Genomic DNA, 26,965 nt, shown 5'->3' with positions numbered 1-26,965 from the left:
CAGGTCAAGCGCGAATCACGGCTTCAGGCGTTCCGCCAGCTTGTCGTATTCCGGGCTCTTGAGGAAATTGTCGATGGAAACATGCTCCGCTGCGGGAACGACCGAGCGGGCGCGGTCCGTCAGCGTATGATGCGTGATGACGACGTCGGCGTCGGACGGAAGGTCGCTGATCGCCGTGTTCGTCACCTCGACATCGGAGCCGATCGACTTGAGCTTCTTGCGCAGCATCGAAGCTCCCATCGCGCTCGAGCCCATGCCGGCATCGCAGGCGAAGACGATTTTGCGGATGTCCGAGCCTGCCTTCGCTTCAGACGCGGAAGCATCGATCGAGGCCGATGCGCCCGCAGCCGCTCCGGCAGTCGGCGTCATGCCTTGCGCCTTCATGTCCTTCATGCGTTGCGCCGCTTCCTCCAGCGACTCCTCGTCGTCCTTCTGCTTGGAGGTCTTGAGCAGCAGCGCTGCAATCAGGAAGGAGACGACCGCCGAGGTAAGCACGCCGCTCAGCACCTGCAGGATCTCGCCGCGCGGAGCCATCGCGAGGTACGCGATGATGCTGCCGGGAGACGGCGGTCCGACAAGGCCTGCGCCGACGATCGAGAACGTCAGCGTGCCGGTGACGCCGCCCGCGATGACCGCGAGCAGCAGGCGCGGATTCATGAGGATGTACGGGAAGTAGATCTCATGGATGCCGCCGAAGAAGTGGATGATCGCCGCTCCCGGAGCCGACTGGCGGGCGGAGCCGCGGCCGACGATCATGTAGGCGAGCAGGATGCCGAGGCCCGGTCCCGGGTTCGACTCCAGCATGAACAGGATCGACTTGCCGGCGCTCGCCGCTTGCTCGATGGCGATCGGGCTCAGCACGCCGTGGTTGATGGCGTTGTTGAGGAACAGCACCTTGGCCGGCTCGATCAGAATGTTGACGAGCGGGATGAGGTGATGGGCGACGAGGAAGTCGACGCCGGCGGAAAGCACGTTCGTCACCGCTTCGATCGCACGGCCGATCAGCGAGTAGGCGACCAGCGCGAGCGCGCCGCCGATGATGCCGAGCGAGAAGTTGTTGACGAGCATCTCGAAGCCCGAGCGGACCTTGCCTTCGATCGCCTCGTCGAACTTCTTGAGCACCCAGGCCGCGGCCGGGCCGACGATCATCGCGCCGAGGAACATCGGGATGTCCGCGCCGACGATGACGCCCATCGTCGCCAGGGCGCCGATGACGCCGCCGCGCTGCTTGTGGATCATCGTACCGCCGGTATAGCCGATCAAGAGCGGCAGCAGGTAGGTGATCATCGGACCGACGAGCTTGGCGAAGTATTCGTTCGGCCACCAGCCGGTCGGGATGAAGAGCGCGGTGATCAGGCCCCAGGCGATGAATGCGCCGATATTGGGCATGACCATGCCGCTGAGAAAGCGTCCGAACTTCTGCACGCCTACGCGTGCGCCTCCGGATGCGGATTTGGTGGATTGCGCCACAGTGGATTCCTCCTCGAGTTGACTTGCCGAAGGAGCCCTGCGCGCTAGGCCCTTCGTTCTGGTTCATTCTATGCTACGAAACGCAAGCTCTCAATAAAATGAAAACGCTATCTTGTCATCAATGCTCCTGCCATTTCTTTAAAAGGGAAGAAAGGCGCCCTAAAAAGGGGGCTTCGGCCACTGGACGCGCCTCCACCCGCCATCCTGCGGTATACTGGAGGAATGATGGCTTCGCCATCCTACATTGTCTGTTTCGGGAGGAATCGCTATGCCTGATTTCGCGTCTATTTTCCAAGCGGCCGCAGAACGCTGCGGACAAGGCTGGAAGCAGCTGTCGAGGGCGATCGGGGAACGTCCGGAGCTCGGCCATGAAGAGTTCTACGCCTCGGCGCAGCTCGCGGACGAGCTGGAGAGGCAAGGCTTCGACGTGAAGCGCGGCGTGCTCGGCCTGCCGACGGCGTTCGTGGCGGAGTACGATACCGGCCGGCCCGGCCCGGTGGCCGGACTGCTGTGCGAGTACGACGCCCTGCCGGACATCGGGCATGCATGCGGGCATCATCTGATCGGCGTCATGGGCGTCGCCGCCGCCGCGCTGCTGAAGGAAGCGCTCGACGCATGCGGCATCGGCGGACGCATCCGCGTGTACGGCACGCCGGCCGAGGAGACGCGCGGCGCGAAGGTCACGATGAGCGAGGCCGGCTGGTTCGACGACTGCGGCTTCGCGCTGATGGCGCATCCGTACCACGCGCATGAGCGGTCGGGCCGCTCGCTGGCGATGCACGCGCTGCAGTTCGATTATTACGGCCGCACCGCCCACGCCGCCGCCAGCCCGCATCTCGGGGTGAACGCGCTCGACGCCGTGCTGCTGCTGTTCGGCTCCGTGAACGCCCTGCGCCAGCAGATGCGCAGCGATGCCCGCGTGCACGGCATCGTCAGCGAGGGCGGCCAGGCGCCCAACATCATCCCCGGCCATGCCGCGGCCCAGTTCTACGTGCGCGCGGCCGACAGCGCCTATCGCGACGAGCTGACGGAGCGCGTGCGGGCCTGCGCGCAAGGCGCGGCGCTGCAGACCGGCTGCCGGCTCGAGATCACGCCGTTCGAGTTCAGCTACGACGAGCTGCGCACGAACGAAGCGCTGTCGGAGACGTACCAGCGGATGCTGCGTCTCGAGGGCGTGCCGGACGAGCAGGTGCTCTCGGGCAGCGACCACGGCTCGCTCGACCTCGGCAACGTTTCGCTGCGCTGCCCGGCGATCCATCCCTACCTCAAGGTCGTGGAGGAAAAGCTCGGGCTGCACACGGTCGAATTCCGCGATGCGGCCATGCGCGAGGAGGCGCTGGACGCGATGCTGGCCGGCGCGCGGCTGCTCGCGGCGACGGCGCTCGAGGTGATGGCGGACGAGTCGCTGTACCGGGCCGTCCGCGAGGAGTTCGAGGGCGGCCGATAGCCCGATTGGACCGTCATGAACGCCAAAAAAGCCGGCTGCGGATTCGTTCCGCAGCCGGCTGTTGAGGTTTTTGGGGCTTTAGTCGAAGTAGACGGCCTTGCCCGTCTTGGACGACTCGTAGATCGCTTCGAGAATCTCGGAGACGACAAGCGCCTGCTCCGGCGTGACGACCGGCTCCGTATCGTTGATGACAGCCTGGATCCAAGCGCGGGCCTCCAGCTCGCCCGGATCCTCGGAGGCGCCCTCGTAGAAGGCGACGCCGCCGCTGTTCAGCTCGATCTCCTTGACGTACAGGCGGGAGTTCTCCTCGCCGTTGAAGCGCAGGCCGCCCTTCATGTCGGCTCCGGCCTTCGTGCCGCTGAGCGACACCTTCGCCTCGTCGACTTCGAGCGAGTTGAGCGCCCAGCTCGACTCCAGCACGATCGAAGCGCCGTTCTCCATCGTGATCATCGCGAACGCCGAGTCCTCGACCGTGAACTTCGCCGGATCCCAAGGTCCCCATGCGTTGGCGGCGTTCTCGGTCTGCGACAGCTTGTGGTAGGCGCGGCCGAGCACGACCTTCGGCTTGTAGTTGTCCATCATCCACAGCGCCAGGTCGAGCGCATGCGTGCCGATGTCGATGAGCGGGCCTCCGCCTTGCTTCTCCTCGTCGAGGAAAACGCCCCAGGTCGGCACCGCGCGGCGGCGGATCGCATGGGCCTTGGCGAAGTAGACCTCGCCCAGCTCGTCACGGACGCAAGCGTCCTTCAGGTAGCGCGTATCGCCGCGGAAGCGGTTCTGGTAGCCGATCGTCAGCTTCTTGCCCGTGCGCTTCGCCGCTTCGAGCATGCGGCGGGCGTCGTCGGCCGTCTTCGCCATCGGCTTTTCGCACATGACATGCTTGCCCGCCTCCAGCGCGGCGATCGCGATGTCTGCGTGAGAGTCGTTCGGGGTGCATACATGCACGACCGCGATCGACGGATCGTTCAGCAGGTCATGGTAGTTTTCGTAGACGGCCGCCTCGCTGCTGCCGTACTTCGCTTTCGCTTCCTCGGCGCGGCCGCGCTCGATGTCGCAGAACGCCACCATTTCCGCTTCGCTTACTTTGGCCAGGGACGGCATATGCTTGCCATTGGCGATGCCGCCGCAGCCGATGATTCCAACACGTACTTTGGACATGTGTTCATTTCCTCCCGGTATCCTTAACGTGGATCGAAGTTGGTTTTTTAGGGGAACGCTTGAAGGCGCATGCTTCAAACACTAAAATAAGTATAAGAGAACCGATCGGCAAAAATAAAGCTTCTTTCTAGCGCTCGTTTTATGCGATCTTGGTATTGGAGGCCTCTCCCCCTTGGAAGTCTATAACGAAAAGGTCCTTTATGAAAACCCTCTTTTGTCGCTGCGCGTCTTTCGGTCGCAGCGCGACCATAATCTGCACATCAACTGGCATTATCACCGCGAGCTGGAGCTGCTGCTCGTCCTGAGCGGCAGCCTGGAGGTCCATGTCGAGGAGGAGCGCTTCGATCTCGCCGAGGGCGACGTCGCGATCATCGGCGCCAGCCAGCTGCACCGGGACCGGAGCAGCTCCGGCTCGCTCGACTATATCGTGCTGCAGTTCGACCTCGAGCAGTTTTTCGACCACAGCACGATGCCGTACATGCGCTTTTTCATGGAGACGAACCACCCGCTCAGCCAAGTGAACTACATCTTCCAGGAAAACTCCCACGTCAAGAACGAAATCGGGCAAACGGTTCGAGACATTCTTGCCGAGACGACCGTCAAGGAGATCGGCTACGAGCTTGCCGTCGGCATGCTCGTCAAGCGCATCCTGCTGCTGCTGCTGCGCAACGACAAGCGCAAGATCCTTTCCGACCAGGACGACTTCGACCGCCTCCGCTTGAAGCCCGTGCTGACGTTCGTCGAGCAGCATCTCACCGACCGCATCCAGGTCGAGGAAGTGTGCAAGCTGGCCAACATGAGCTATTATTATTTCGTCAAGTACTTCAAAAAAACCATCGGACTGAGCTTCACCGAGTATGTCAATTACCGGAAGATCAAATGGGCCGAGCGCATCCTGCTGACGAAGGATCTGAGCATCTCCGAGGTCGGCGACCGGATCGGCATGCCGAACATGGCCCATTTCTACAAGATGTTCAAGAAGTACAACGACTGCTCGCCCAAGGAATTCCAGAAGAAGATGCTCGCCTGGGGACGCAGCTGACCGAAGCTTCGACGAATTGAAAAAGCTGTCTCGCCCGTTTCTCGACGGGGAGACAGCTTTTTTGCGATCGCGGCGGGCGCGGAGCAGGCTTGCGGCAGCCTCATTTCCCGAGGCGGCCAAGCCGGGCGGCCGGCCCGAAAGCGAGGCAGCCAAGCCCGTCGGCGGCCCGCCGGCGCATTCTCTATGCCAGCGCTCAGCGCTGCCCGCTCAGCCTGCGCCGACTTTTTTGGGCAGCACGAGCTTGTAGCCGACGCCGCGGATCGACTCGATGCAGACCGAATTGGCGCCCAGCTCGAGCTTTTTGCGGAGGGAGCTGACATGCACGTCGACGGTGCGCTGGCCGCCGATGTAGTCGAAGCCCCAGACGACATTCATCAGATCGTCGCGCGTGATGACCATGCCGGGCCGCTGGATGAGATACAGCAGCACCTCGAACTCCTTGGGCCGCAGCGGCACCTGCTCCCCGGCCAGGATGACCTCGTAGCGCTCGGGATAGATCGCGAGGTCTCCGGCTCGGATGACCTTGTCCTGCGGCTGCGCCGTATCGGCCACCGCATGGCCGGAGCGCCTCAGCACCGCCGAGACGCGGGCCAGCAGCTCGGCGACGCCGAACGGCTTGGTGATGTAGTCGTCGGCTCCATGCTTGAGGCCCTGGACGACCTCCTCCTCCGCCGTGCGCGCCGTCAGGATGATGACCGGCGTCTTGATCCCGCTCTGCCTCAGCTTGCCCAGCACCTCGAAGCCGTTCATCCCCGGCAGCATGATGTCGAGCATGATCAGGTCGAAGCTGCGCTGAATCGCCGCCTGCAGCCCTTCTCCTCCATGATCGCAGACCGTCACGTCGTAGCCTTCTTGCGTCAAGTTGTACGAGAGCAGCCTCGAAAGAGTGGGCTCATCCTCGATGACAAGCACTTTGTGCGACATGATCGTCAAACCTCCAGCCGTCCGGAACGGATGCCCGTTCTCGGTATTGTTATCTCTATCTTAACATGACAAGCCCTGCGGCGAGGCAAAAAGATCATTTTTCCCCCTATGGCTGAATGACCGGCAGCTCCAGGGTGAACGCCGTGCCGATGCCGACCGTGCTGTCGACCGTGATCATGCCCTTGTGCAGCTCCACGAGATGCTTCACAATCGACAGGCCGAGGCCGGTGCCCCCGCTGACGCGCGAGCGGGCCTTGTCCACCCGGTAAAACCGCTCGAAAATGCGCGGAAGATCTTTTTTCGGAATGCCGATGCCCGTGTCGCTGATGCGGATGCGCACGGCCTCCACGCCGTCGTCGCGAGTCGCGAGCGATGCGGAAAGCGTGACATGGCCGCCTTCGGTCGTATAGTTGATGCCGTTCTGCAGCAGGTTGATGATGATCTGGCGCAGCCGGTCCTCGTCCGCCTCCAGGAAAATGCCATCCGCGATCGACGATTCCAGCGCGATCCTTTTTTTGGCGGCCTCCGGCTCCATGACCTCGATCGAGCGGCGCAGGAACGCGGTCAGGTCGACCGGCGACAGCTGCAGCGGCACTCGCCTCGACTCTACCTTGGACAGCTCGAGGATGTCGCCGATGAGCCGGTTGAGCCGCTCGCTCTCGTCGTAGATGATCTGCATGAACTGCTGCGACATGACCGGATCGTGCACCGCGCCGCCGAGCAGCGTCTCGGCGAAGCCCTTGATCGCCGTCACCGGCGTCTTCAGCTCATGCGAGACGTTGGCGACGAACTCGCTGCGCATCCGCTCAAGGCGGCGGATCGCCGATACGTCATGCAGCACGAGCAGCGCTCCGCCGTAGCGGTCGTCGCTCGCGTACACGGGGACGAGGTTGAGCTCCAGCAGCCTTTCCTCCGGGAAATAAAACGTGATCTCGTCGTGCATCGGCTCCTGGTTGTCGATGCCCTGCTGGATGAACTGCGACAGCTCGTACTGCTGCTTGACCTCGCTGTAGTGCTTGCCGACCATCTCGCGATGCTCGAAGCCGAGCACCTCCTCCGCACGGCGGTTCAGCAGCACCATGCGGCCGTCGGGATGGATCATGACGATGCCGCTCGTCATGTTGTCGAGGACGCTGTACAGCTGCGTCTCGTTCTCCTGGATGCGGTTCATCTGCACCTGCAGCCCTTCGGCCATCGCATTGATCGCCGTGCCGAGCTCGCCGATCTCGTCCTTGCTGCGGATGTCGACCCGAACCGAGTAGTCCATCGCCTTGATGCGGCGCGCGGCGCCGGTGATCTGCTCGAGCGGCCGCGTCAGGCCGAGCGCGACCCGGTAGCTGACGGCCGCCGACAGCAGGAAGAGCAGGATCAGGCCGCCGATAAGCACCGTCCATAGCTTGTTCACGCTGCTCTCCACCGATGCGAGGCTGTAGGACAGCCGGATCAGGTCGGACGGCAGCTGCTCGGGATCGGCGGCGACGGCGACGTAGAGCATGTTCTGCCGAACCGTCTCGCTGTGGCGGATCGCCCGGCCGGAGCCCTCGGCTTCCGCCTCGAGCACCTCCTTGCGCCCGCTGTGGTTGTCCATGGCGTTCGGGTCGGAGTCGGAGTCGCCGAGCACCTTGCCGTCCTTGCGGATGAACGTCACGCGCGCGCCGGTCAGCTCCTTGAAATCCAACGCCCGCTGTCTGAAATACGCCTGCCCCTCGTCCGGCTTGTCCGCGAGGCTCCAGTCGAGGTGGGCGTTGATCACCTTCATCTCGCGGAGCATGCTTTCCTCGAGGGCGGAGATATGGTTGTCCTTATAGGTCTTGCCCATCAACAAGCCGGCTGCCGTGACCGACAGGCCGATCATGACGATCATGATCCACGTGAGGCGGACCCGAAAACGCTTCATGCCAAAATCTCCCCGCTGTCATCTGAATTCGTCCATTTATCGTACCTCCCGCGAGTCAAAGGCGCCATAGCAGTATTGTAAACTTTGTGTAAAATTTCATACGGCCGGAAATGCAGCCGAGATTGCATCGCTTCTCGGGAGGCGGAGCGGAGGACCGTATCGCTTCGCGGGGAGGCAGAGCGGGAGGAGCGTATCGCTTCGCGGGGAGGCAGAGCGGGAGGAGCGTATCGCTTCGCGGAAATGGATGGCAGGACCGTGCCGCTTCGTGGATTTGGAGGGCAGGACCGTGCCGCTTCGCGGATTTGGAGGGCAGGACCGCATCGCTCCGCGGAAATGGAGGGCAGGACCGTACCGCTTCGCGGGACGGGGGCTCGTTCCGATCTCCCTGGAGCCCAGATTCCTTTGATCCCATTCCCCAGCAGGGGTGGAATCCGGCCTCCAAGGGAACCGCTGCCGCTTCTTCACGAGCTCCCCGCCCGCTTCGCTCCTGGTCCTTGATCATGCACCGCTTCGCGGGAAGGCTCCGCTCCTAAAAATGGACTCTCTCATACAAGACGCTCCGCTGACCAATGGCTCCCCAATCCTCCGATTGACTACGTACCCGAGTTACTCGGTTTTTCCGCGTAACTCCGCCGTTTCTCACGCTGCGTACCCGAGTTACTCGGTTTTTCCGCGTAACTCCGCCATTTCTCCCGCTGCACACCCGAGTTACTCGGTTTTTCCGCGTAATTCCGCCGTTTCTCTCGCTGCACACCCGAGTTACTCGGTTTTTCCGCGTAATTCCGCCGTTTCTCTCGCTGCACACCCGAGTTACTCGGTTTTTCCGCGTAACTCCGCCGTTTCTCTCGCTGCACACCCAAGTTACTCGATTTTTCCGCGTAACTCCGCCATTTTTCCTTCTGCGTGCCCGAGTTACTCGGTTTTTCCGCGCAACTCCACCCGTTTCTCTCGCTGCATGCCCGAGTTACTCGGTTTTTCCGCGTAACTCAGCCCGACCTTCCCCGATCGCCTTCCACCTAACTCGATTTTTTCGACTTACTGCCTCGACTCCGCCCCTGCAAGCGCCTATTAACTCGATTTTTTCGACTTACTGGCCCGCCCTCATGGCGTGGCCAAGCGCTGGGCGCAGTTAGGACTGCCGTCTCCCAGGTATGCGGGAGACGGTCCACCCCCTATAAAAAGGGGGTGGAGGCGGGCGGCGGGACGAAGGGAGCGAAGCGAGACGATGCCTTTCGGAGAAGCGGCAGCGGTCCTCTTGGAAGACGGATGGCCTCCGCATAGGAGGTCAGGGGATCAAGCCATCCGGCTTCCAGTGGAATCGGAGAAAGGCTCGGCTCGCGCAGCGGGCTTCTCGTCCCAGTCAGCTCGGCCTGCGCTGCGGCCTGTTCGACTCCAGCCTTCGGCTCGCGCTGCGGCCTGTTCGTCCAATAAAAAAAGTCCCTCCCGAAGGAAGGACTTTTACACAATTCAATTCCGGCCTACAGCCCGAATCCGAACGGATACGCCTTGCTCAGAGCCATCGGCAGCTTGCCCGACGGCGTAAGCTCGCCGGCCAGCGCCTTGGCCGCCGACCGCAGCGCCAGCGGGCGGCACTCGTACACGGCGAGGAACGCCTGCACCGACGGGAACCGGCCCAGGTCCAGCGGATTGCGGACCGAAACGGCGACCGTACGGTCGCTCGCCGCCGCCAGCAGCCGCTCCGCCAGCTCAAGCTCCTGCGGATGCTTGGAGGCGTCGTAGCTGACGAACACGATGCGGTCGAACGCCTCCAGCCCGTCGAGAGCCTGCGGGTCATCGTGGCGGCGCTCCTCGACGTTCGGCAGCAGCTTGGTTAGCCAGCTGCCGAGCGTGCCGTCGCCCGACAGCATCTCGTCGGCGACCGAGACGGCCTTGATCTCCGGCCACAGCACGAGCGTGCGTCCCTCGGCCGGCAGCGGCAGCAGGCCGCCCTCGTTTTTGACGAGCGTCACGGACGCCTCGCTCCAGCGCTCGGCGACGGCCCGGTTGTCCGCCGTGCCGATGCGCGGCGCGCTCTCTTCCCAGGAGGCGAGGGGCTCGCCGGCGCCGAGCTTCTCTTTCAAGGAAAGGATGCGGTCGAGCGACTTCTCCAGCCGCTCCTCGGACAAGCGGCCTTCCTCGACGGCCTGCACGACGGCGTCGATTCCGGCGAGCTGCTTGCCGATCGTATGGCTGATGAGCACGAGGTCGGCTCCCGCCTCGATCGCGCGCACGGAGCCTTCGCCAGGCCCGTACGTCTTGTCGATCGCGTCCATCTCCAGGCAGTCGGTGACGATGACGCGATCGTAGCCGAGCTCGCCGCGCAGCAGGCCGGTCAGCACCGGCTGCGACAGCGTGGACGGCACGCCGCTCGGGTCGAGCGCGGGCAGGCAGACATGCGCGGTCATGATGACGTCGGCGCCGGCCGCGATGGCGGCGCGGAACGGCGGCAGCTCGATCTCCTCGAGCCGCTGGCGGTCATGCGCGACGACCGGCAGCGCGTGATGCGAGTCGACGCTCGTATCGCCGTGGCCCGGGAAGTGCTTGACCGTGGCGGCCACTCCGGCCGACTGGAAGCCCTCCACAGCCGCCGAGCCGAGCTCGGACACGAGCTCCGGACGATCGCCGTAGGAGCGGACGTTGATGACCGGATTGTCGGGATTGTTGTTGACGTCGATGCAGGGCGCGAAGTTGAGGTTGACGCCGAGCAGGCGCAGCTCCTCGCCGCAGATGCGCGCCGTCTCGTAGGCGCCTTCGCGGGATGCCGCGGCGCCGAGCGCCATGTTGCCCGGCATGAGCGTCACGCCGTCGACGATGCGCGCCACCATGCCGCCCTCCTGGTCGATGCTCACGAGCAGCGGCGGACGTCCCGCCTCCGAGGCGGCCCGGTGCAGCTGCGAGGACAGCTCGTGCACCTGGCGGGCGTCGTCGATGTTGCGCGTGAAGTAGATGACGCCGCCGACGCCGTGCCGCTCGATGATGCCGAGAATATCGTCCGACGGCTGCTTGCCGTGGAAGCCGAAGACGAACAGCTGGGCCGCCTTTTCCCGCAGCGACCACCCGTCATACGGTTTCGGCGCCGAATTGCGCGATTCAATCATAGACATGATTATTTCTTCCTACCCCTCTTCGAAAAATGATCGAAATAAAGTTCATCACGATTAATTGTACCAGCACTCGCGATCATAATCTAGGAAGAGTTAAGCCTTTTCAACCCGGCTGCTGCAGCCTCGCGCGGAAGTCGGTCGGGTTTTCTCCCGTATATTTCATGAAGACCTTGGTGAAGTAGCGGCGCTCCGAGTAGCCGACCTCCTTGGAGATCTGGGCGACGCTCTTGGAGGTGTTCTCCAGCAGCTGCTTCGCCTTCTCCATGCGCTGGCGCGTGACGTACTCGATGAACGTCTCGCCGTACGTCTGCTTGAACAGCAGGCTGAAATACGAGGTGCTCAGCCCGACGCGGGTCGCCGCCTCCTCGACGCCGATGTCGCGGTACAGGTTGCGGTCGAGGTAGGCTTTGGCCTCGGCGATCGTGCGCTCGGAATGCTTCTTCTTGTCGCTCGAGCCGGCCAAGCCGGCGTCCGCCGTCTGGCGGATGACGCTGAGCAGGTCCTTGGCGCTGATGCGCCGGTCGAGCTTGCGCCAGAGCGCCTCCTCCTGCTCCTTGCCGAGCAGCTGCATCTCCTTCATCTCGCGCATCAGATGGAGCGCGAAGTAGTGCAGCACCGGCTTGATGCGGCCGAGCTCGGGCGTGCCGAGCGACTGCAGGCGGGAGGAGAGCAGCTTCATCTCCTCGTTGACGTCCTGCGCATGGCCGCGCTTGAGCGCCTCGAGGATCCGCTCGGAGCTCGACCAGAGCACCTCATGCGAGACGTTCTGCAGCAAGGTCTCCCCCGTAAAGAAGCGGATCCGCTCCGCCTCGGGATCGAGCTGCATCGAGCGATGCACCCGCTTGTACGCGGTCGACAGCCCCTTCATGTCGACCAGATCGCCCCAGACGCCGGCATGCAGGCTGAGCTTGACATGCTTCCGGATCTCCTCCAGCAGCTTTTCAATCCACTGGGAGGTCTCTCCCCGATCGAACCGATAGCCCTCCTTCATCGCGGCGAGCACGCACCATTCGCCGTCGCGCATCTGGATGACGGCATGGCGCATGCCGCTGCGCCGCAGCGACTCGCGCAGCACGTTGGCGACCGCGAAGTTCCACAGCTTGCGCTCCTTGTCGTTCCACTCCCGCCAGTCCTTGGCCTCCTCCGCGCCGGCGTCCATGTCGAGCACGAGCAGCAGGTAGGAGCGGCCGCTCAGCTCATGCTCGTCCTCGGCGACGAGCCAGTGGTTGTGCGACACGTCGGTATAGTCCTTGAGCACGTCGAACAGCACCTTTTCGTTGGCGAGGTCGAGCACGGCGTTCATCCGCACGCGCTCGTCCTGCTGCTGCCGCTGCCGGGCCCGCCGCTGGCTCATGACGCGGGCGATGACGCCGGTCAGCTCGTCGTACGGGATCGGCTTGAGGATATAATCCTGCACGCCGTACTGGATCGCCGTGCGCGTGTAGCTGAAATCCTGGTAGCCCGACAGCATGATGATGTCCAGATCCATGCCGGCATCGCGGATCGTCTTGACCAGCGTCATGCCGTCCATGACCGGCATCCGGATGTCGCAGAGCAGCAGGTCGATCTCGCCGCCCTGCAGCGCCTCCAGCGCCTCCCTACCGTTCTTGGCCGTAGCCGCCACCTCGAGGCCGAGCATCTCCCAGGGGATGACCTTCTCGAGGTTGCGCGTAATATGCGGCTCGTCGTCGACAATCATGACCTTGCCCGTCATTCGAGATCCCCCTTATTGCGCGGTATCGTACAGCGGATGATCGTCCCCTCGCCGGGGCTGCTGCAGATCATCATGCCGTAGGAAGGGCCGTAGTGGATCCGCAGCCGGTCCGCCACGTTGCGCAGGCCGAGTCCGCCCCGCTCCCCGTCTTCCATCGGGCTCCACTTCTCGTCCTTCTTGCCCTCGGCCACGCGCCGCAGCGTCGGTCCGTCCATGCCGATTCCGTTGTCCTCGACCGTCAGCACGATGGCGTTCGGACGCAGCTCGACCCGCACCGAGATGACGCCGGGACGCTCCAGCCCGTCGAAGCCGTGCTGGATGCTGTTCTCTACGAGCGGCTGCAGCGTCAGCTTGAGGATGCGGTATTCGCGCGCGTCCTCGTCGACTTCCATCCCGTACGAGAACAGATCCTCGAACCGGTATTTCTGGATCTCGAGATAGCTGCGGACATGCTCGAGCTCCTCGTGCACGGTGATCTCTTCCTTCTGATGCATGCTCGTGCGCAGCAGCTGGCTGAGCCGGCGCACCATGAGCATGATCTTGCCGCCTTCGTTCTGCGCGGCCAGCGCGTTGATCGACTCCAGCGTGTTGAACAGGAAATGCGGCTTGATCTGCGCCTGCATGAGCATCATTTCCGCCCGCTGCTTGCGGATCTGCTCCTCCCGCACCTCGGTCAGCAGCCGGCCGAGCCGCTCGGTCATGCTGTTGAAACTGTTGCCGAGCAGCACCGTCTCGTCCTTGCCCTGCACCGGCACCCGGATGTCGAGCAGGCCCTGCTCGACGAGCCGCATCTTGCGCACGACGCGGATGATCGACTTGGCGACCCGGTTGACGAAAAAGACGTTGAACAGCACCGCGGACAGCAGGCTGAGGCCCGTCAGCAGGCTGATCCATTTGACAAAGGCGACGTTCTCGCTCATGAGCGAGCTCCACGGCTTGGCCGACACGAGCATCCAGTCGTTGATGCCGAGCCAGTACGAGGAGACGAGGCTGTCGGTATGGAGGAACTCCGCCCGCCCGCTCACATAAGGCGTGCCGGGGCTCGCCGACGCGTAGCTGGAGCTGCTGATGTAGCTGCCCTCCATGTCCGTCTCGCTGTCGAGCAGCACGAGCCCGTTGCGGTTGAGGATGTAATAGCGCGAGCCGTCGTCCTCGCTGCCCTTGAAGTCGGTGAGGATCTCGTCCACGCCCGACGACTTGAACTGGGTGACCATGATGCCCAGATCGCTCAGGCTTTCCCGGTCCTTGACGAGGCGCATCTGGGTGAACAGAGTGAACTCCTTGCCCGTCAGCTCCTCCTGCTCGTAGGGGCCGATCCAGAGCGGCTTGGCGTTGAGCTTGACCGCCTCCTCATAGGAGGGATGGAGCCTCAGCTTGTCGTAGGCGATCGGCTTGAACGTCGTCGGATCGTTCCGCGTCGAGCGGAACAGCGCGCCGTTGTTGGCGTAGAGGGCGATATAGCTGATGGCCGGATTCTGGAACAGCAGCGGTCCCATCTCCTTCTCGGCCATGCCGATCGCGATCAGGGAGCTGGCTCCTCCGTCCGGATCGGCGTTGATCTTAAGCGTATGCTGGACGACCGAGCTGGTCAGGTTCACGTCCGTCAGGCGGTTCATTTCGTCGAAAAAGTTCGTGATGTTGCGGCCGACCGCATTCATCGTCAGCTCCGTCTGCTCGTTGTATTTTTTCTCGATCAGATGCTCGTAATACAGGAAGGACACGACGCCCGACGCTGCAACCGGCACGACGATGAGCAGGATGAAGGCGAGCAGCAGCTTCGGTCTCAGGTTCACGGCCTCTCCAGCTCCTCTCTAAGATGTTCGTCAGCTGCCGCCGCCGGGCGAAGGCTCGCTCTCCTGCAGCTGCTGCAGGTCCTTGGCGACCTGCTCCGGCGTCTTGACCTGCCCGATCAGCTCCTGCAGCCCGATGCCGATCTCCGCGTTCATGCGCGGGGAAAAGATGGAGTCGAACGCCGGGAACGAGCGGCTCGCGTTGCCCACGACCTGCAGCACCTCCGAGATGAGCGGATCGATGCCCGCGTAGTCGCTCAGCTTCATCGACGGCAGCGTCTTGTCCTCCAGCAGGATCCGCTTCTGCACCTGTTCGTTGAAATAATTGCGGATGAAGCTTTTGACCATCTGCCGCTGGTCCCCGCTCAAGCTCGACGAGAAGCCGAAGCCGTTGGAGTAGCCGGCGTTGAGCGCGCCGGGATCGCCCTTGCCCCCCGTCACCGAAGGGAAGCTGAAGTAGCCGATGTCGTTTTTGTACGGCCCGGCGTTGTCGTCGGTCAAGCCGGCGAGATCCCAGGTGCCGGTGAACAGCATCGCCGCCTTGCCGGTCAGCAGGTCCTTGGCCTGCTGCTTCTCCTCCTGGCTGAGCGCGTCGGCCGGGAAATACCTCTTGTCCACGATCTCGGCATACGCCTGGAAGCCGGCGAGCACGTCGGGATCGGTCCACTTGGCCTTGCCGGAGGCGATCGCCCGCAGCTTGTCCGTGCCCGCATGCCGGTCCATGATCGTGTTCCACATCATGCCGGCCAGCCAAGGATCCTTGGCCGACAGCGCGAACGGACTGTAGCCGGCCTGCCGGATGCGCTCGCACGCCTCCATCAGCTGCTCCCACGTCGCCGGAACGGCGAGCCCGAGCTCGCGGAAGATCCGCTTGTTGTAGTAGATCGCCTCGCTGTAGCCGCCGAACGGCAAGCCGTAGACGCGGCCGTCGACCGTGAACTCCTCGAGGCTCTGGAACTGCTGGCCGATGCCGAGCTCCTCGATGATCGGCGTCAGGTCGAGCAGGCGCTGCGCCTTGACGTACAGCCGCAGGTCCGAGCCGCCGAACACCTCGAAGATGTCCGGCGTGGAGCCCGTCGCCATCTCCGCCTTTAGCTTCTGATCGCGATTGATGATCTCGTCGATGCCCTCGAGCTGGAACTTGAGGCCCGGATTTTGCCGTTCCGTCTCGTCGAGCACGTCCTGCAGAATCTTCAGCCGGGCTTTGACCGACTGCTTGATCTGCGTATGGCGGATCGTCAGATTGACATGCGTCGCGCCGCCCTCCGCCGATCCTTCTCCGCCTTCGGCTTGATTGGCGGACTCGCCCGCTCCGCCGCCGAAGCAGCCGGCCGGACCGAGCAGCAGAACGAGCGCCAGCAGCGCTTGCAGCCCTTTTTTGCCCATAGACAGACCTCCCCTTGTCTGACCGCGTGACAGTCTATGTCTTGTATTCATTATAGGCGAACGGCAAGCGGCTTGCAGGATGAAAAATAGACTGTCAAGGGATAGATTTGTATTGTAAAAAAGGCCTCGAACGCCGGCTCAGCCGGCATTCGAAGCCTTATTGCAGTCCTGCGCGCTAGCGCTGCCCGAGGCGGCGCGCCGCCTGGCGGACCGCCTCGTAGAACGCCTCCCACTCGGGGGGAAGCGCTTCGGCCGCCGCCAGCTGCGCCTGCGCGTCCGGCCCGGCTCCGTCCTGCATCGGAGCGGGACGGCCCGGACGCGGATCGAGTTCGTCTTCCATCATGCTGCCCCCCTCCTCTGGCCGCTGCTCAGCTCTCGAGCCACTCCTTGCGGAGCGTGAAAATTTCCCGCAGCTCCTCGTTCGACAGCTCGGTGATCCATTGCTCGGACTGGCTGACGACCTGCTCGCTCAGCGACTGCTTGCGCTCGATCATCTCGTGGATTCGCTCCTCAAGCGTGCCCAGCGCGACGAACTTATGCACCTGCACCTGGCGCCGCTGGCCGATCCGGAACGCGCGATCCGTCGCCTGGTTCTCGACGGCGGGATTCCACCAGCGGTCGAAGTGGAACACATGGTTCGCCTCCGTCAGATTGAGGCCAGTGCCCCCGGCCTTGAGCGAGAGCACGAACGCTCCATGCGGCCGCTCCGGATCCTGGAACGCCTCGATCATCTCGTCGCGCCGCGCCTTGGGCACGCCGCCATGCAGATACGGCACAGGCAGGGCGAGCCGCTTTTCAAGCAGCCGCTGCAGCGCCGCGCCCATGTCGACGAACTGCGTGAAGATGAGCGCGCGCTCGCCCTCGGCGGCGATCTCCTCGCACATCTCGACCAGCCGCATCAGCTTGGCGGAGCGCTCCGGCGACCAGTCCCCGGTCGCCGCGTCCTCTCCGAGCAGCAGCGCCGGATGGTCGCATACCTGCTTGAGCCTCGTGATCGAGGCGAGGATCAGGCCGCGGCGCTGCATCGGCGCGAGCGTGTCGAGCTTCTCGAGCAGCTCGGAGACGATCGTCTCGTACAGCGCGCCTTGCTCGGCCGTCAGCGTCACGTACACCTGGCCTTCGTTCTTCTCCGGCAGCGACAGCTGGATCGCCGGGTCCTTCTTGAGCCGGCGCAGCATGAACGGCTTGATCCGCCGCTGCAGCGAGGCGATGCGCTCCGCGTCGCGGTCCCTCTCGATCGGCAGGATGACGGCTCGCCGGAACTCCGGCAGCGTGCCGAGATAGCCCGGATTGGCAAAATCGTAGATCGACCACAGCTCGCTCAGCCGGTTCTCCATCGGCGTGCCGGTCAGCGCGATGCGGTGGCGGCTCGGCAAGCCGCGGATCGCCGACGACTGCTTCGTATAGACGTTCTTGATGTTCTGCGCCTCGTCGAGGCAGAGGCTCTCCCATTCGAAGCCGCTCAGCTCCTCCTCGTCGAGCGACGTCAGCGCGTAGGACGTGATGACGAGATCGGCGCCGGCCGCGAACTCCTGGAAGGCTTCCTTGCCGCGCGCGCGGCGCGGACCGTAATGCAGCCGCACCTCGAGTCCCGGCGCGAAGCGCTGCAGCTCCTTTTCCCAGTTGCCGATGACCGACGTCGGACAGATGAGCAGCGACGGCCGCGCCGGCTCTCCGGCCGCGGCGCCGGATTCCTTGACATGAAGCAGATAGGCGGTGAACTGGATCGTCTTGCCCAGGCCCATATCGTCCGCCAGCGTCGCGCCGAGGCCGAACCGCCGCAGGAACGCGAGCCACGACACGCCTTGGTGCTGATACGGCCGAAGCTGCCCGCGGAACGAGTCGGGCACGTCGACGAGCGGCAGCTCGGACGTGTCCTGCAGCCGGTTCATCAGCTGCTCCAGATGGGCGTTCAGCTCCACCTCCGCCTTGAGCAGCTCCTCGCCTTCCTCGGCCTCCTCGTTCAGGACGATCCCGCCCTGCAGATGCATCTGCATGATCTCGCGGAAGCTGAGACCTTTCTTGCCGCCGTTCTTCTTGATCCAGCTGCGGATGCGGGTGATGTCCTCCGGATGGAGATGGACCCACTCGCCGTCGATCTTCATGAGCCGCTTGTTCTGCGCCGCGAGCTGCATGAACTCCTCCTCCGAAAGGTCGGCGCCGCCGAGAGCCAGCTTCCAGTCGAACTGCACGATCTGCGACAGGCCGAACATCGGCTGCTCCGCCGAGCCGGCGGCGGAGCGCAGCTTCGCCTTGAGCCGCACGCGGCGCTTGCGCACCGATTCCCACCAGCCGGGCAGCAGCACCGCCGCTCCGGCATCGAGCAGCTGCAGGCTCGCCTGCTCCAGGAAGCGCCACGCCTCCTCGTCCGCCAGCTCGCGCTTGACCATCTCGTCGTCGCCGCTCCAATCCGGCAGCGCCGTGCGCCACTTGCCTTCTTCCTTGGCGAGGCGCTCCTCCAGCAGCGGCAGCCATTCCTCCGGCAGGCTCAGCTCCGAGCCTGCGGCCGGACGCCAGCTGCCCGGTCTGGCGCCGCGCTCCAGCGGGATCCAGCCGGCGTCCGCCGCGCGTCCGCGCAGCGCGGCTCGCAGCCGCCAGACGCCGTCATCGCCGGGCTCAGCGAGCTGCAGCGCGATGCGGAACGGGAACCGGTCCTGCTTGAGCCCGAGGCCGATGTACCAGTCCTCCTCGTCCGGCGACCGGCGCTCCAGCGCCGGGCCGAGCGCCCGGGCGAGGCCGCTCCAGGCCGCCTGCGCGCCCGCATCCTCGTCGAGCAGCTGCTCGACGCAGGCGCCGAGCCAGGCGGACAGCCACGACGGAGCCTCCGCCGTCCGGCCCGCTTCGTCGCGGAAGCGCCAGCCGCGCGCTCCGTCCGTCCAGCGGCTCCAGTCCGGCTCGAAGCCGCCGCTCTCGAGCGCTTCGCGGATGCGGATCGCGCCGGCGCGAAGCTCCTGCGCCTGGCTGGACCAGCCGAGCGAAAGCATGCGCACCGGCCGCGGCGACAGCAGGTAGTCGAGCGCCGTCAGCGGCCGCAGCAGCATCGGCTTCGCCTTGCGCGTCGGGTCGGACTCGACGTAGTCGATGTCGGCGCCGTACCAGGAAGGCACATGCCAGGCGAACAGCAGATCCTTGAGCCGGGCTTCGAGCTCGCCTGCGTCCTCGGCTTGAAGCACGATGCCGCTGCCGTTCCAATAGCCGTCCACGACGATCGGTCGCGCGGCAGAGAATCCCTTCATCATTTCAGCATGGTTCCTTTCCGCAGTTCTTCCTGGAATGCCCGCATCCGCTGGTACTTGGAGACGGTCCGGTCGAGGTACAGCTTCCACTCCGCGGTCCGCTTCTCGGCCGCGTACAGCTTCTCCAGCTTCTTGAGCTGCTTGACCGCCATCCGGTAGCTCTGCCGGTTGCGCATCGCGATCCAGCCCTCCACCGCCTGATGGTACAGCGGAATCATGACGGACGGCGCGCGTTTCGAGACGAGCCGCAGGTCCGCCGGATCGAGCTCGTCGGGCCGCAGCCCCATCGCCAGCTGCAGGTCCGCCCATTCCTCGAAGCAGCCCTTTTCCAGCAGCAGGTCGGCCAGCGACATGTACGAGTAAGGCAGCTTGTCGGCCATGCGCCGCTGCCAGGACGGATCGTCCGGCCGGGCGAGATCGGCGTCGCGGCACAGCTGCAGGTACGAGGTCAGCAGATTGCCCCGCTTGCTACCGGCGATCGGATCAAGGAAGTCCATCCAGATGGCGAAATCATTCCAGCCGCGCTGCTCCAGGCGGATGCGGGCATAATCCAGCGCGAGGCTGGCGACCGCGTCCGGCGCCGCCTGCCGCAGCCGCTCCACCGCCTTCGCGTCCTCTCCCTGGGCGGCGTCGAGGCAGGCGAGCGCCGCGTTCGCGAAAGCGAAGCCGCGTTCGAGATCCGCCGCCGCAGGAGCGCCCGCTTCGCCGGCAGGCTCCGATTGCGCCGCCGCTTGCCGCGCGGAGCCCGCCTCCAAAAGCATCCGCTCCAGCTCCGCGCGCTCGCCCTGCAGCCAGGCCGGATCGGCCAGCAGCGGCGAGATGAAGCCGAGATAAAGCTGATCCCAGCGGAACAGCTTCGGCTCGGCCGACGCGGCTTGGCCCCGCAGGTAGGAGGCCAGCTCCGCCTGCCAAGCCAGGCCTGCTTGACCGGCAGGCTCCGCCGCCTGGCGCTCGGCGAGCGAGTAGTAATGCTCGATCCACGGCTCCGCCATCCGGGCGAAGCTCATTTCCTGATAATAGCGGCTGAACGGATCCGTCAGCTTGATCGCCCGCTCCGCCTGCTCCAGGATGAACAGAATGCTGTACATCCAATGCATCGCCTGGAGCGGCTTGGGCCAGTCGCGCGCCGCCCCCTTGAGCGCCGACAGCACCGGCTGCAGCGGATGCAGCGTATGCCGGCAGCCTTGCCAGGTGCGGCCGAACCGGCGCTCCATCCATTCCATCCATTCCTGCGGGCTCGACTGCTCGTCGATGCCTCCCGCCGCCGCTTGCGCCGGCGATTCGGCCTGCTCGGCGGGCGCTTCTCTTTCCAGCCGGCTGACCGTCACCGGCCCGGCGCCCGTCAGCCGCTCGAGCGCCCGCTTCGGCTCGCCGCCCTGCAGCTCCAGCGCGGCGAAGTACGAGGCCACTATATGCTTGCACCAGCCCGAATACGGGCAGTCGCATGTGTTGTCGTCGAATTGCGCGCCGAGCACGACGTGGTAGGGCTCCGTGCCCTTGACGGCGGCCAGCAGCCGCGAGCCGGCCTCCTGCACCGACTTCACTCGTCCTTGGGCGTAGTAATCCCAGCCGCGCGCGATGATGTCTTTCCGCGTGTAGTCGGAGATCTTCCGCTCGATATCGTTCAGCAACGTTTCCGAGATCCCGTCCGCTCGCATGGCTGTCCCCCGCTTTTCTGTTTCGGCATTCTTATCATTATACCAAATAAAAACGGAAACCGTCCTGCCTCGCCTTATAAAAATGCATGGGCTCGCTCCGAAAACGGAAAACGGGGCTGCTCCCGGCCAAAAGCTGCTGGCCGAACGGAGCTGCCCCGCTGCGCGGAATAAAGGTTCGAAACAGGCGCGAGGACGGATGGAGCGGCGTCCTTCCACGCGCAGCCGGAACGATCAGGAAGCGTTTTTGCCGAGCGAGCAAAGCAGCGCCCAGCGCCGCTCCTGACGGCGCTTGTATTTGGGCAGCTGGCGATACAGCCGCAGCCCTTCCTCGAAGGCGGCCTTCGCATCGGCCTTGCGGTCGAGCCCCTGCAGCAGCTTGCCCATGCGGTAGTAACCTTCGCAGGAGGAGGACTGGATGCGGGAGAATGCCTCCAGCTCGGCAAGCGCTTGCGTCTTGTCGCTCTTTGCCTTGAGCGCGGCCAGCCGCAGATGCGGCGCGCCGTATTTGACGCGCGGGTTGAGAGCCAGCGCCTTGCGGATCGCCGCCTCCCCCTCCTCCTCGCGGCCGGTATGGAGCAGGCTCGTGCCGTAGTCGTCCCAGAATTCGGCCGAATCCTCCATCAGCAGCGATTCGCGCAGCGGCTCCAGCGTGCTGCGCGCTTCCGCATAGCGCTTGCGCTCCAGCTGCAGGCGAGCCAGCTCCAGGCGGGAGCCGCTGTTGCTCGGGTTCGCGTCCAGCTCCCGCCGCAGCGCCGCGATGCGGCTGCGGCGGCGCAGCGGCTTGGTGAAGCTCGGGGTCAGGCCGACGAAGCGGCGGTCAAGGAAGTAAAGGACGGCCAGCAGGACGAGCAGGGCGAGAAACGGGTTGCCGAGCAGCGTCCAAAGGAGGCCGAACAAAAGCGCGATTTTCATGATAGCGGCTCCAATCTCTAATAAAATGGACGCTCCTATTTTAGCACATGAAAACAAGGGTGAAAACGGAATTGATGGAGGTGTCTGGAAGGGCTGTCCCGGAGCCGCCGGCATTATTCCTCTTGACCCGCGCCCAAATGAAGAAATGACCGCACCCATGAAGAGGCGGATTCATAAGATACGTTGACTGTATCCCTTAACCTTGTTGTAACCCACAAAAACCCGTGCAAGGAGGGGGGACGAAATTGAAGGGCTCTGACCACAAAAACAAGTTTCTGCTGACTCACCGGGAACGTGAAGTCTTCGAGCTGCTGGTCCAAGACAAAACGACGAGGGATATCGCCGGGCAGCTGTTCATCAGCGAAAAGACCGTCCGCAACCATATCTCCAACGTTATGCAGAAGTTGAACGTGAAAGGCCGCTCGCAGGCTGTCGTCGAACTGATCAAGCTTGGAGAACTGACGATCTGATCCGCCTGGTCGGCGCTCTTGATAAGCCTTCCCGCTCCGCATCCGCTTCGGCGCATGCGGCGGGAAGGCTTTTTAAGCTACATAAACCATGCCCCGAAAAGCTTAGCTCCCGATGTCGGAACCCTCCATGGAATCGTGCAGGGGTTGGAAGAATTATGGTACATTTAAGGCAAAATACTTGACGAAGGTGGAACAAGCCTATGCGCACGAATGCTCCTTCGGAAATAAGCTCTCTCACTTCTCAAGAGAAGCAAAGCTTAGTTCGTCTGAAGCAAAGACTTGCTGCTAGCTTTCGACTGATTGAACTGATCCTTTTCGGCTCCAAGGCAAGGGGAGACCATGACGAATGGTCTGATCTGGATGTATTGGTTCTCGTCGAAGACGAAAAAAATTGGCGAAACCGCGAGCTGCTTTCCGATATCGTTTATGAATTGAACCTGCAATACGGCACCCATTTGACGTGCATCTTGGAAAATGCGGATGACTGGCGGTCAGAGGAAACGTCCATTGGGCTCCCCTTGAAAGACAATATTGTCGAGGAGGGCATTGTCATTGCGATACCTTAAGGCTGCCGAAGTCATGAAAGGCAAGGCGGTTGATGGATCATCGAGCAGAAGCTGACTATAGCGCCACCGTGTCTTTCTCAAAAGATGATGTGGCCCACCTGCTCCATCAGGTCCGGTCGTTCAACGAAGCCATCGTGAAGATCATCGATCAAGAAGCCGCTAAGTAAGAATCGATGTGGTAACCTCCATTTTACACGAAGCCCACATGGGCTTTTTTTTCTAGGTGTCGCACTTCATATACAATCCGTCATACCTTATACCGGAGAGGAATTAGTCAACTATTTACTTATTACGCCGATATATTACAAATACCATATATTTCAATGAAGAGAGGTCCGCGATGCAAACGAATGGCATTTACGCGTCATCAACTCCGAGCGCTATAGCAGCAAAGAATAACCCGCTTCCTGCAAAAGTGCCCGTACCTGCAAGCAGCCATGCTTCTCATGCCGTAGAGACGTATACCCCGAGCGTGATTGATGAAGGACAACAAGGGCTTCGTGCACTGGGAGGCCAGTGGATTGTTGGCAGGGAATTTACATCCGTGCAAGGTACGGACTACTCAAAGAATTTTCTGGATGATGTAAGCGGGTTTCTGGTAAAAAGCGCCTATGAGCGTGATCTCCTGCTTCAGCGTTACGCAGGAGACGAATTGAATCAGCAGCTTGAGCAATACGATAAGCAAGTTCAACTCAAGCTAGAGGATATCGCGCAGACAACAGCGAGCACTTTGTCTCAATATTTGAATTTTGAAAATGATTCTATTTTTGGAGGCAGCAAGGAGACGCAAGGAGAGTTCCTCTCCGCCTATAAGCCGCTCTTCGACAAAAATGAGTTGACCGATCGCATCAAGAATATGCTGCAGGAACAGTCCCGGATTCTGGACAAGTTGCAGGAGGAGCAGGGGGACCAATGGAAGCAGGTCATGGAACAAGGCGGCAAGGAGATTACAGACTTTCGGGATTTACTGAAGGAGGAGGCAAGTAAAGCCTCTGGAGGAGAATCGACCTCTTTTCAAGATATTAGTTACCGTGATGTAGCAGCAGTATTCGATGCACTTGTACACACAACAGCTAAAGCTATGAACACGTCTACTTTTGATACGGAATGGATGGCGAACAATTTAGGGACCGCACGTCTCAAGCTGGAACTTTATTTGCAGCAATCGCCTATGTCGTCAGCGATTAAGGAGCAGCTCACTCAGTCCGTAGATAAGGCAATGAGTACCAAGATGGGAATCGCAGAATATGAAGACTATAAGTCCTCTCTTGTCTCAACGCCTTCCTTCCGCAAGCAATTTGCTTCACATCAAGAAATGACCTTGGAAATAAAGCGAATGTACAGCGACCATCTACAAGACCCTAATGCCAAGAAGTCTGTAGGAACGATCATGTGGGAGAGCATGAAGGAATTATTGAATCAGAAGCCGGAGCATCTTCTCAGTGGCCTGATGGACTCCTTCAATAGACTGCATCACAGCCTCATATCCTCACCGAGTATGGAAGGGGATGTAGGTCCAAAGGCCAAGCTTGAATTTGCCAACCAGGTACGAGATGCGAATCTAGAGGACTGGAACAGCTTCATTTCTTCTCTGAATATGGGTCAACAGCAGAAGAGCGCGCTTACGATGCCCAAGAATAGTATCGACATTAAAGTATAGCAGTAACGTAGAGCTTCTGTCCGGAAATCAGCCGGGCAGAGGCTCTTCTTCTGTGTACTGGTTCGCAGCTTCTATATTTCCAACGTAATGCTCTGGCGATCCGGCTCCGTTTTCACAAAGACACCGTTCTCCGGTTTATTTACGATGCCGCGATCCCCTTTGACAACAACCAGGGCTGCCAACGACGAATCAGATCGTTAAAAGCCCCAAATCGGCCAGCAAAAAAATCTAACGACGCGTGAGGAGCTTAGCCATGCAAAAAGGCCGAAAAAACGTGCGGAGAAACGCAAAAGACGGCTCTAAGCGTCTGACTCGTCGTTAGATTTCGGGAGACTCGGAAAAAGGGATTCTAAGCGTCTGAGGAGTCGTTGGCAACGGATGGTGAGTGCATGAGTCCCGCGAAACAGCAGGAACCGGCGATTCAGAAGCCGCGAGACGACCGATCCAGGCAGCCCGATGCCGCTCCAGCCGCCGACCTCGCACGGGCCGTCGTCGTTGTCGCCGCCAGCGACGACCTTTCCGTCCGATCTCAGGCCAACCGTATGCCGTTGGCCCGCCGCTGCGGAGCCCGCTGGCCGACCGCCACCCTTCATCGGTCAAGGCTCTTACATTCAAATCAAAAAAGGCCTCGATTCCTCATGGAGGAAAGCGAGGCCTTCTTCGGGCAAATCCGGTCGGGAGCGCGATCGCTCCCCCGCCGGCGCCGGTCGAAACGTCATTTCACCGCGCCGGCGACAAGGCCGGACACGATATGGCGCTGCGCGAACATGTAGACGATCAGCACCGGCACGATCGTGAACAGCAGGCCGGCGAACAGCGGCCCCCACTCGGTCTTGTACTGCATCTCGACCTGCATCGCGGCGAGGCCGATCGGCAGCGTGTACTTGGCCGGGTCGTTGACGAGGATCGTGCCGACGATGAACTCGTTCCAGATGTCCAGCACGTTGATGATGCCGACGCTGATCAGGCCGGAGCGCGACAGCGGCAGCATGACGCGGAAGAACGTGCCGAAGTAGCCGGCGCCGTCGATCGCGGCCGCCTCCTCCAGCTCCTTGGGCAGCGTCTTGAAGAAGCCGATGAGCACGAAGATGCCGAAGGCGAGCGTGTTGGAGGCGTAGACGAAGATGAGGCCGAGCGGCGTGTTCGTCAGCCCGAGGTCGTTCACGAGGAAAAACAGCGGGATGAGCGCGAGGCTGAACGGCACCATCATCGAGGAGATGTAGATCAGATACAGCACCCTGCTGCCGATAAAGCGATAGCGGGCGATCGTATAGGCCGTCATCGACGCCAGCACGAGGCCGAACAGCGTCGCGCCGGTCGTGACGAGGATCGAGTTGACGAAGTACTTGCCGAAATTGTAGTTGTTCCACACATAGCCGAAGTTGGACCATTGGAGCGGCAGCTCCGGCAGCGCCCACGGCATGTTGAAGTAGAACTGCTGGTTGTCCTTGAGCGAGTCCATCAAGGTCCACAGGAGCGGATAGAGGACCGAGACGCCCCACAGGACGAGCAGCAGCATGAAGAATCCCTTGATGACGGGATGGACGGTGCGTTGAACCATGCTCGCTTCTCTCCTTCCTTAACTCTCGTGCGCTAGCTGACTTCCACCTGATCCTTGCGCAGAAGCCACTGCAGGAAGACGGTGGTGACGAGCGAGGTGGTCAGAATGGCGATGCCGATCGAGGCGCCGTATCCGAAATGGGCCTGCTTGAACGCCTGCTGGTACAGGTACGAGCCCATGACCTGCGTCGAGTTGTCCGGTCCGCCCGCCGTCATGATCGTCACGATGACGAACGAGCCGTTCAGCGTCGTCATCATGATGTTGATGACGGAGATCTTCATCTGCTCCCAGACGAGGGGCAGCGTGATGTGCCGGAACTGATGCCATTGTCCGGCGCCTTCTATGTCGGCGGCTTCGTAAAGCGACTCCGGAATGTTCGTGATTGCGGCGATCAGAAGAATCATGTAGAATCCGATGCCGGCCCAGATGGTCGGAGGCAGCAGCATCCAGATCGAATGGCTTTCGAAGCCGAGCCAGTTGATCGTGACGGGCTCTTTGGTGAACAGCGACAGGAAGCCGTTCAGGAAGCCGATCTGCGGGTTGTAGATGAAGCCCCACAGGATGCCGACGACGACGACGGACAGCACGTTCGGAATGAAGAAGATCGAGCGGAAAAACCCGGCGCCCCGGATGCGCAGGCGCGTCAGCGCCACGGCGAAAAAGGTCGCGATGGCCATGATGCCGATCATCTTGCCGGCGACGAGGAAGTAGTCGTTGCCGATGGCCGTCAGCATGATCGGGTCTTGCAGCAGGTCCTTGAAGTTCTGCAGCCCGACGAAATCCTTGTGCTGGGACATGCCGGACCAGTCGTAGAAGGAGTTGTACAGCGCCTGGACGATCGGATAGATCGTGAACAGGCAAAAATAGAGGAATGTCGGTATGATGAACGCCGCAATGAACAGCTTGCGTTGTCCTTTGGCTCCTCCCAGTCTCATCTCAAGCTCACCGCCCCGTTCGTTCTGCCATCAGA

General features: G+C 62.3%; 21 protein-coding genes. 6 read left to right on the top strand and 15 right to left on the bottom strand.

The window, feature by feature from the left end; all coding sequences use genetic code 11:
- Window positions 1-15: 15 nt before the first annotated feature.
- Complete coding sequence (locus tag B8V81_RS17855) at window positions 16-1,470, bottom strand: PTS mannitol transporter subunit IIBC (RefSeq protein WP_101808893.1); 1,455 nt, start codon at window positions 1,468-1,470, stop codon at window positions 16-18.
- A gap of 268 nt (window positions 1,471-1,738) precedes the next feature.
- Here B8V81_RS17855 and B8V81_RS17850 point away from each other — a divergent pair, with 268 nt between their 5' ends.
- Window positions 1,739-2,917 (top strand): M20 family metallopeptidase, encoded by a 1,179-nt coding sequence (locus B8V81_RS17850; protein WP_101808892.1) that lies wholly within the window; start codon window positions 1,739-1,741, stop codon window positions 2,915-2,917.
- A 78-nt stretch (window positions 2,918-2,995) separates the two neighbouring features.
- On the opposite strand, the gene B8V81_RS17845 is transcribed toward B8V81_RS17850, so the two are convergent.
- On the bottom strand, window positions 2,996-4,075 hold the full coding sequence (locus tag B8V81_RS17845; protein WP_028597790.1) for a Gfo/Idh/MocA family protein: 1,080 nt from the start codon (window positions 4,073-4,075) through the stop codon (window positions 2,996-2,998).
- 172 nt (window positions 4,076-4,247) lie between these two features.
- On the opposite strand from B8V81_RS17845, the gene B8V81_RS17840 reads away from it, so the two are divergent.
- Window positions 4,248-5,117: a helix-turn-helix domain-containing protein gene (locus tag B8V81_RS17840; RefSeq protein WP_028597789.1), complete on the top strand. Its 870-nt coding sequence runs from the start codon at window positions 4,248-4,250 to the stop codon at window positions 5,115-5,117.
- A gap of 207 nt (window positions 5,118-5,324) precedes the next feature.
- Here B8V81_RS17840 and B8V81_RS17835 read toward each other — a convergent pair whose 3' ends face one another.
- From B8V81_RS17835 to B8V81_RS17795, 10 genes are all read right to left on the bottom strand, one after another.
- Window positions 5,325-6,041 carry a response regulator transcription factor gene (locus tag B8V81_RS17835; protein ID WP_028597788.1) on the bottom strand — a complete coding sequence of 239 codons (717 nt, stop codon included), beginning with the start codon at window positions 6,039-6,041 and terminating at the stop codon, window positions 5,325-5,327.
- Between the two features lie 106 nt (window positions 6,042-6,147).
- Window positions 6,148-7,938, bottom strand: a complete 1,791-nt coding sequence (gene pnpS / locus B8V81_RS17830; protein ID WP_101808891.1) for a two-component system histidine kinase PnpS — start codon at window positions 7,936-7,938, stop codon at window positions 6,148-6,150.
- Window positions 7,939-9,416: 1,478 nt separating this feature from the next.
- Window positions 9,417-11,042: a glycoside hydrolase family 3 protein gene (locus B8V81_RS17825; protein WP_240478951.1), complete on the bottom strand. Its 1,626-nt coding sequence runs from the start codon at window positions 11,040-11,042 to the stop codon at window positions 9,417-9,419.
- 103 nt (window positions 11,043-11,145) lie between these two features.
- Window positions 11,146-12,756 (bottom strand): response regulator transcription factor, encoded by a 1,611-nt coding sequence (locus B8V81_RS17820; protein ID WP_028597785.1) that lies wholly within the window; start codon window positions 12,754-12,756, stop codon window positions 11,146-11,148.
- Entirely contained in the window at window positions 12,753-14,549 is a 1,797-nt protein-coding gene (locus tag B8V81_RS17815; RefSeq protein WP_028597784.1) for a cache domain-containing sensor histidine kinase, read from the bottom strand. Before B8V81_RS17815 ends, B8V81_RS17820 begins: the two co-directional genes overlap by 4 nt.
- Window positions 14,550-14,579: 30 nt before the next feature.
- On the bottom strand, window positions 14,580-15,932 hold the full coding sequence (locus B8V81_RS17810; RefSeq protein ID WP_101808890.1) for an extracellular solute-binding protein: 1,353 nt from the start codon (window positions 15,930-15,932) through the stop codon (window positions 14,580-14,582).
- Between the two features lie 175 nt (window positions 15,933-16,107).
- On the bottom strand, window positions 16,108-16,275 hold the full coding sequence (locus B8V81_RS25350) for a hypothetical protein (protein ID WP_180968484.1): 168 nt from the start codon (window positions 16,273-16,275) through the stop codon (window positions 16,108-16,110).
- Between the two features lie 25 nt (window positions 16,276-16,300).
- A complete protein-coding gene (locus B8V81_RS17805; RefSeq protein ID WP_101809453.1) occupies window positions 16,301-19,168 on the bottom strand; it encodes a DEAD/DEAH box helicase in 2,868 nt (955 codons plus the stop codon).
- Window positions 19,168-20,799 carry an SWIM zinc finger family protein gene (locus B8V81_RS17800; RefSeq protein WP_164820169.1) on the bottom strand — a complete coding sequence of 544 codons (1,632 nt, stop codon included), beginning with the start codon at window positions 20,797-20,799 and terminating at the stop codon, window positions 19,168-19,170. The genes B8V81_RS17805 and B8V81_RS17800 overlap by 1 nt, the downstream gene beginning before the upstream one ends.
- A gap of 258 nt (window positions 20,800-21,057) precedes the next feature.
- Window positions 21,058-21,738: a tetratricopeptide repeat protein gene (locus B8V81_RS17795; protein WP_028597780.1), complete on the bottom strand. Its 681-nt coding sequence runs from the start codon at window positions 21,736-21,738 to the stop codon at window positions 21,058-21,060.
- 245 nt (window positions 21,739-21,983) lie between these two features.
- On the opposite strand from B8V81_RS17795, the gene B8V81_RS17790 reads away from it, so the two are divergent.
- The 4 genes from B8V81_RS17790 (at window position 21,984) to B8V81_RS17780 (ending at window position 24,434) form a co-directional block, all read left to right on the top strand.
- The gene (locus tag B8V81_RS17790; RefSeq protein WP_028597779.1) at window positions 21,984-22,208 is read left to right on the top strand and encodes a helix-turn-helix domain-containing protein; all 225 of its coding nucleotides are present in this window, start codon (window positions 21,984-21,986) and stop codon (window positions 22,206-22,208) included.
- Window positions 22,209-22,408: 200 nt separating this feature from the next.
- Window positions 22,409-22,774, top strand: coding sequence for a nucleotidyltransferase family protein (locus tag B8V81_RS17785; RefSeq protein WP_052333000.1), 366 nt, complete (start codon window positions 22,409-22,411; stop codon window positions 22,772-22,774).
- Window positions 22,775-22,806: 32 nt separating this feature from the next.
- Window positions 22,807-22,941 carry a hypothetical protein gene (locus tag B8V81_RS26070; RefSeq protein WP_255309764.1) on the top strand — a complete coding sequence of 45 codons (135 nt, stop codon included), beginning with the start codon at window positions 22,807-22,809 and terminating at the stop codon, window positions 22,939-22,941.
- A gap of 173 nt (window positions 22,942-23,114) precedes the next feature.
- Complete coding sequence (locus B8V81_RS17780) at window positions 23,115-24,434, top strand: hypothetical protein (protein WP_101808889.1); 1,320 nt, start codon at window positions 23,115-23,117, stop codon at window positions 24,432-24,434.
- A gap of 299 nt (window positions 24,435-24,733) precedes the next feature.
- Here B8V81_RS17780 and B8V81_RS26305 read toward each other — a convergent pair whose 3' ends face one another.
- The 3 genes from B8V81_RS26305 to B8V81_RS17770 form a co-directional block, all read right to left on the bottom strand.
- Window positions 24,734-25,027, bottom strand: coding sequence for an RCC1-like domain-containing protein (locus tag B8V81_RS26305; protein WP_127464541.1), 294 nt, complete (start codon window positions 25,025-25,027; stop codon window positions 24,734-24,736).
- A gap of 122 nt (window positions 25,028-25,149) precedes the next feature.
- Complete coding sequence (locus B8V81_RS17775; RefSeq protein ID WP_101808888.1) at window positions 25,150-25,995, bottom strand: carbohydrate ABC transporter permease; 846 nt, start codon at window positions 25,993-25,995, stop codon at window positions 25,150-25,152.
- A 32-nt stretch (window positions 25,996-26,027) separates the two neighbouring features.
- A complete protein-coding gene (locus B8V81_RS17770; protein ID WP_101808887.1) occupies window positions 26,028-26,930 on the bottom strand; it encodes a carbohydrate ABC transporter permease in 903 nt (300 codons plus the stop codon).
- Window positions 26,931-26,965: the final 35 nt, after the last annotated feature.

The organism is Paenibacillus pasadenensis (assembly GCF_002864175.1).
In the GTDB taxonomy this organism is placed as follows: Bacteria; Bacillota; Bacilli; order Paenibacillales; family Paenibacillaceae; genus Paenibacillus_O; species Paenibacillus_O pasadenensis.
The sequence above is the reverse complement of the archived record's forward strand: the minus strand, read 5'-3'. Positions and strand labels throughout refer to the sequence as shown.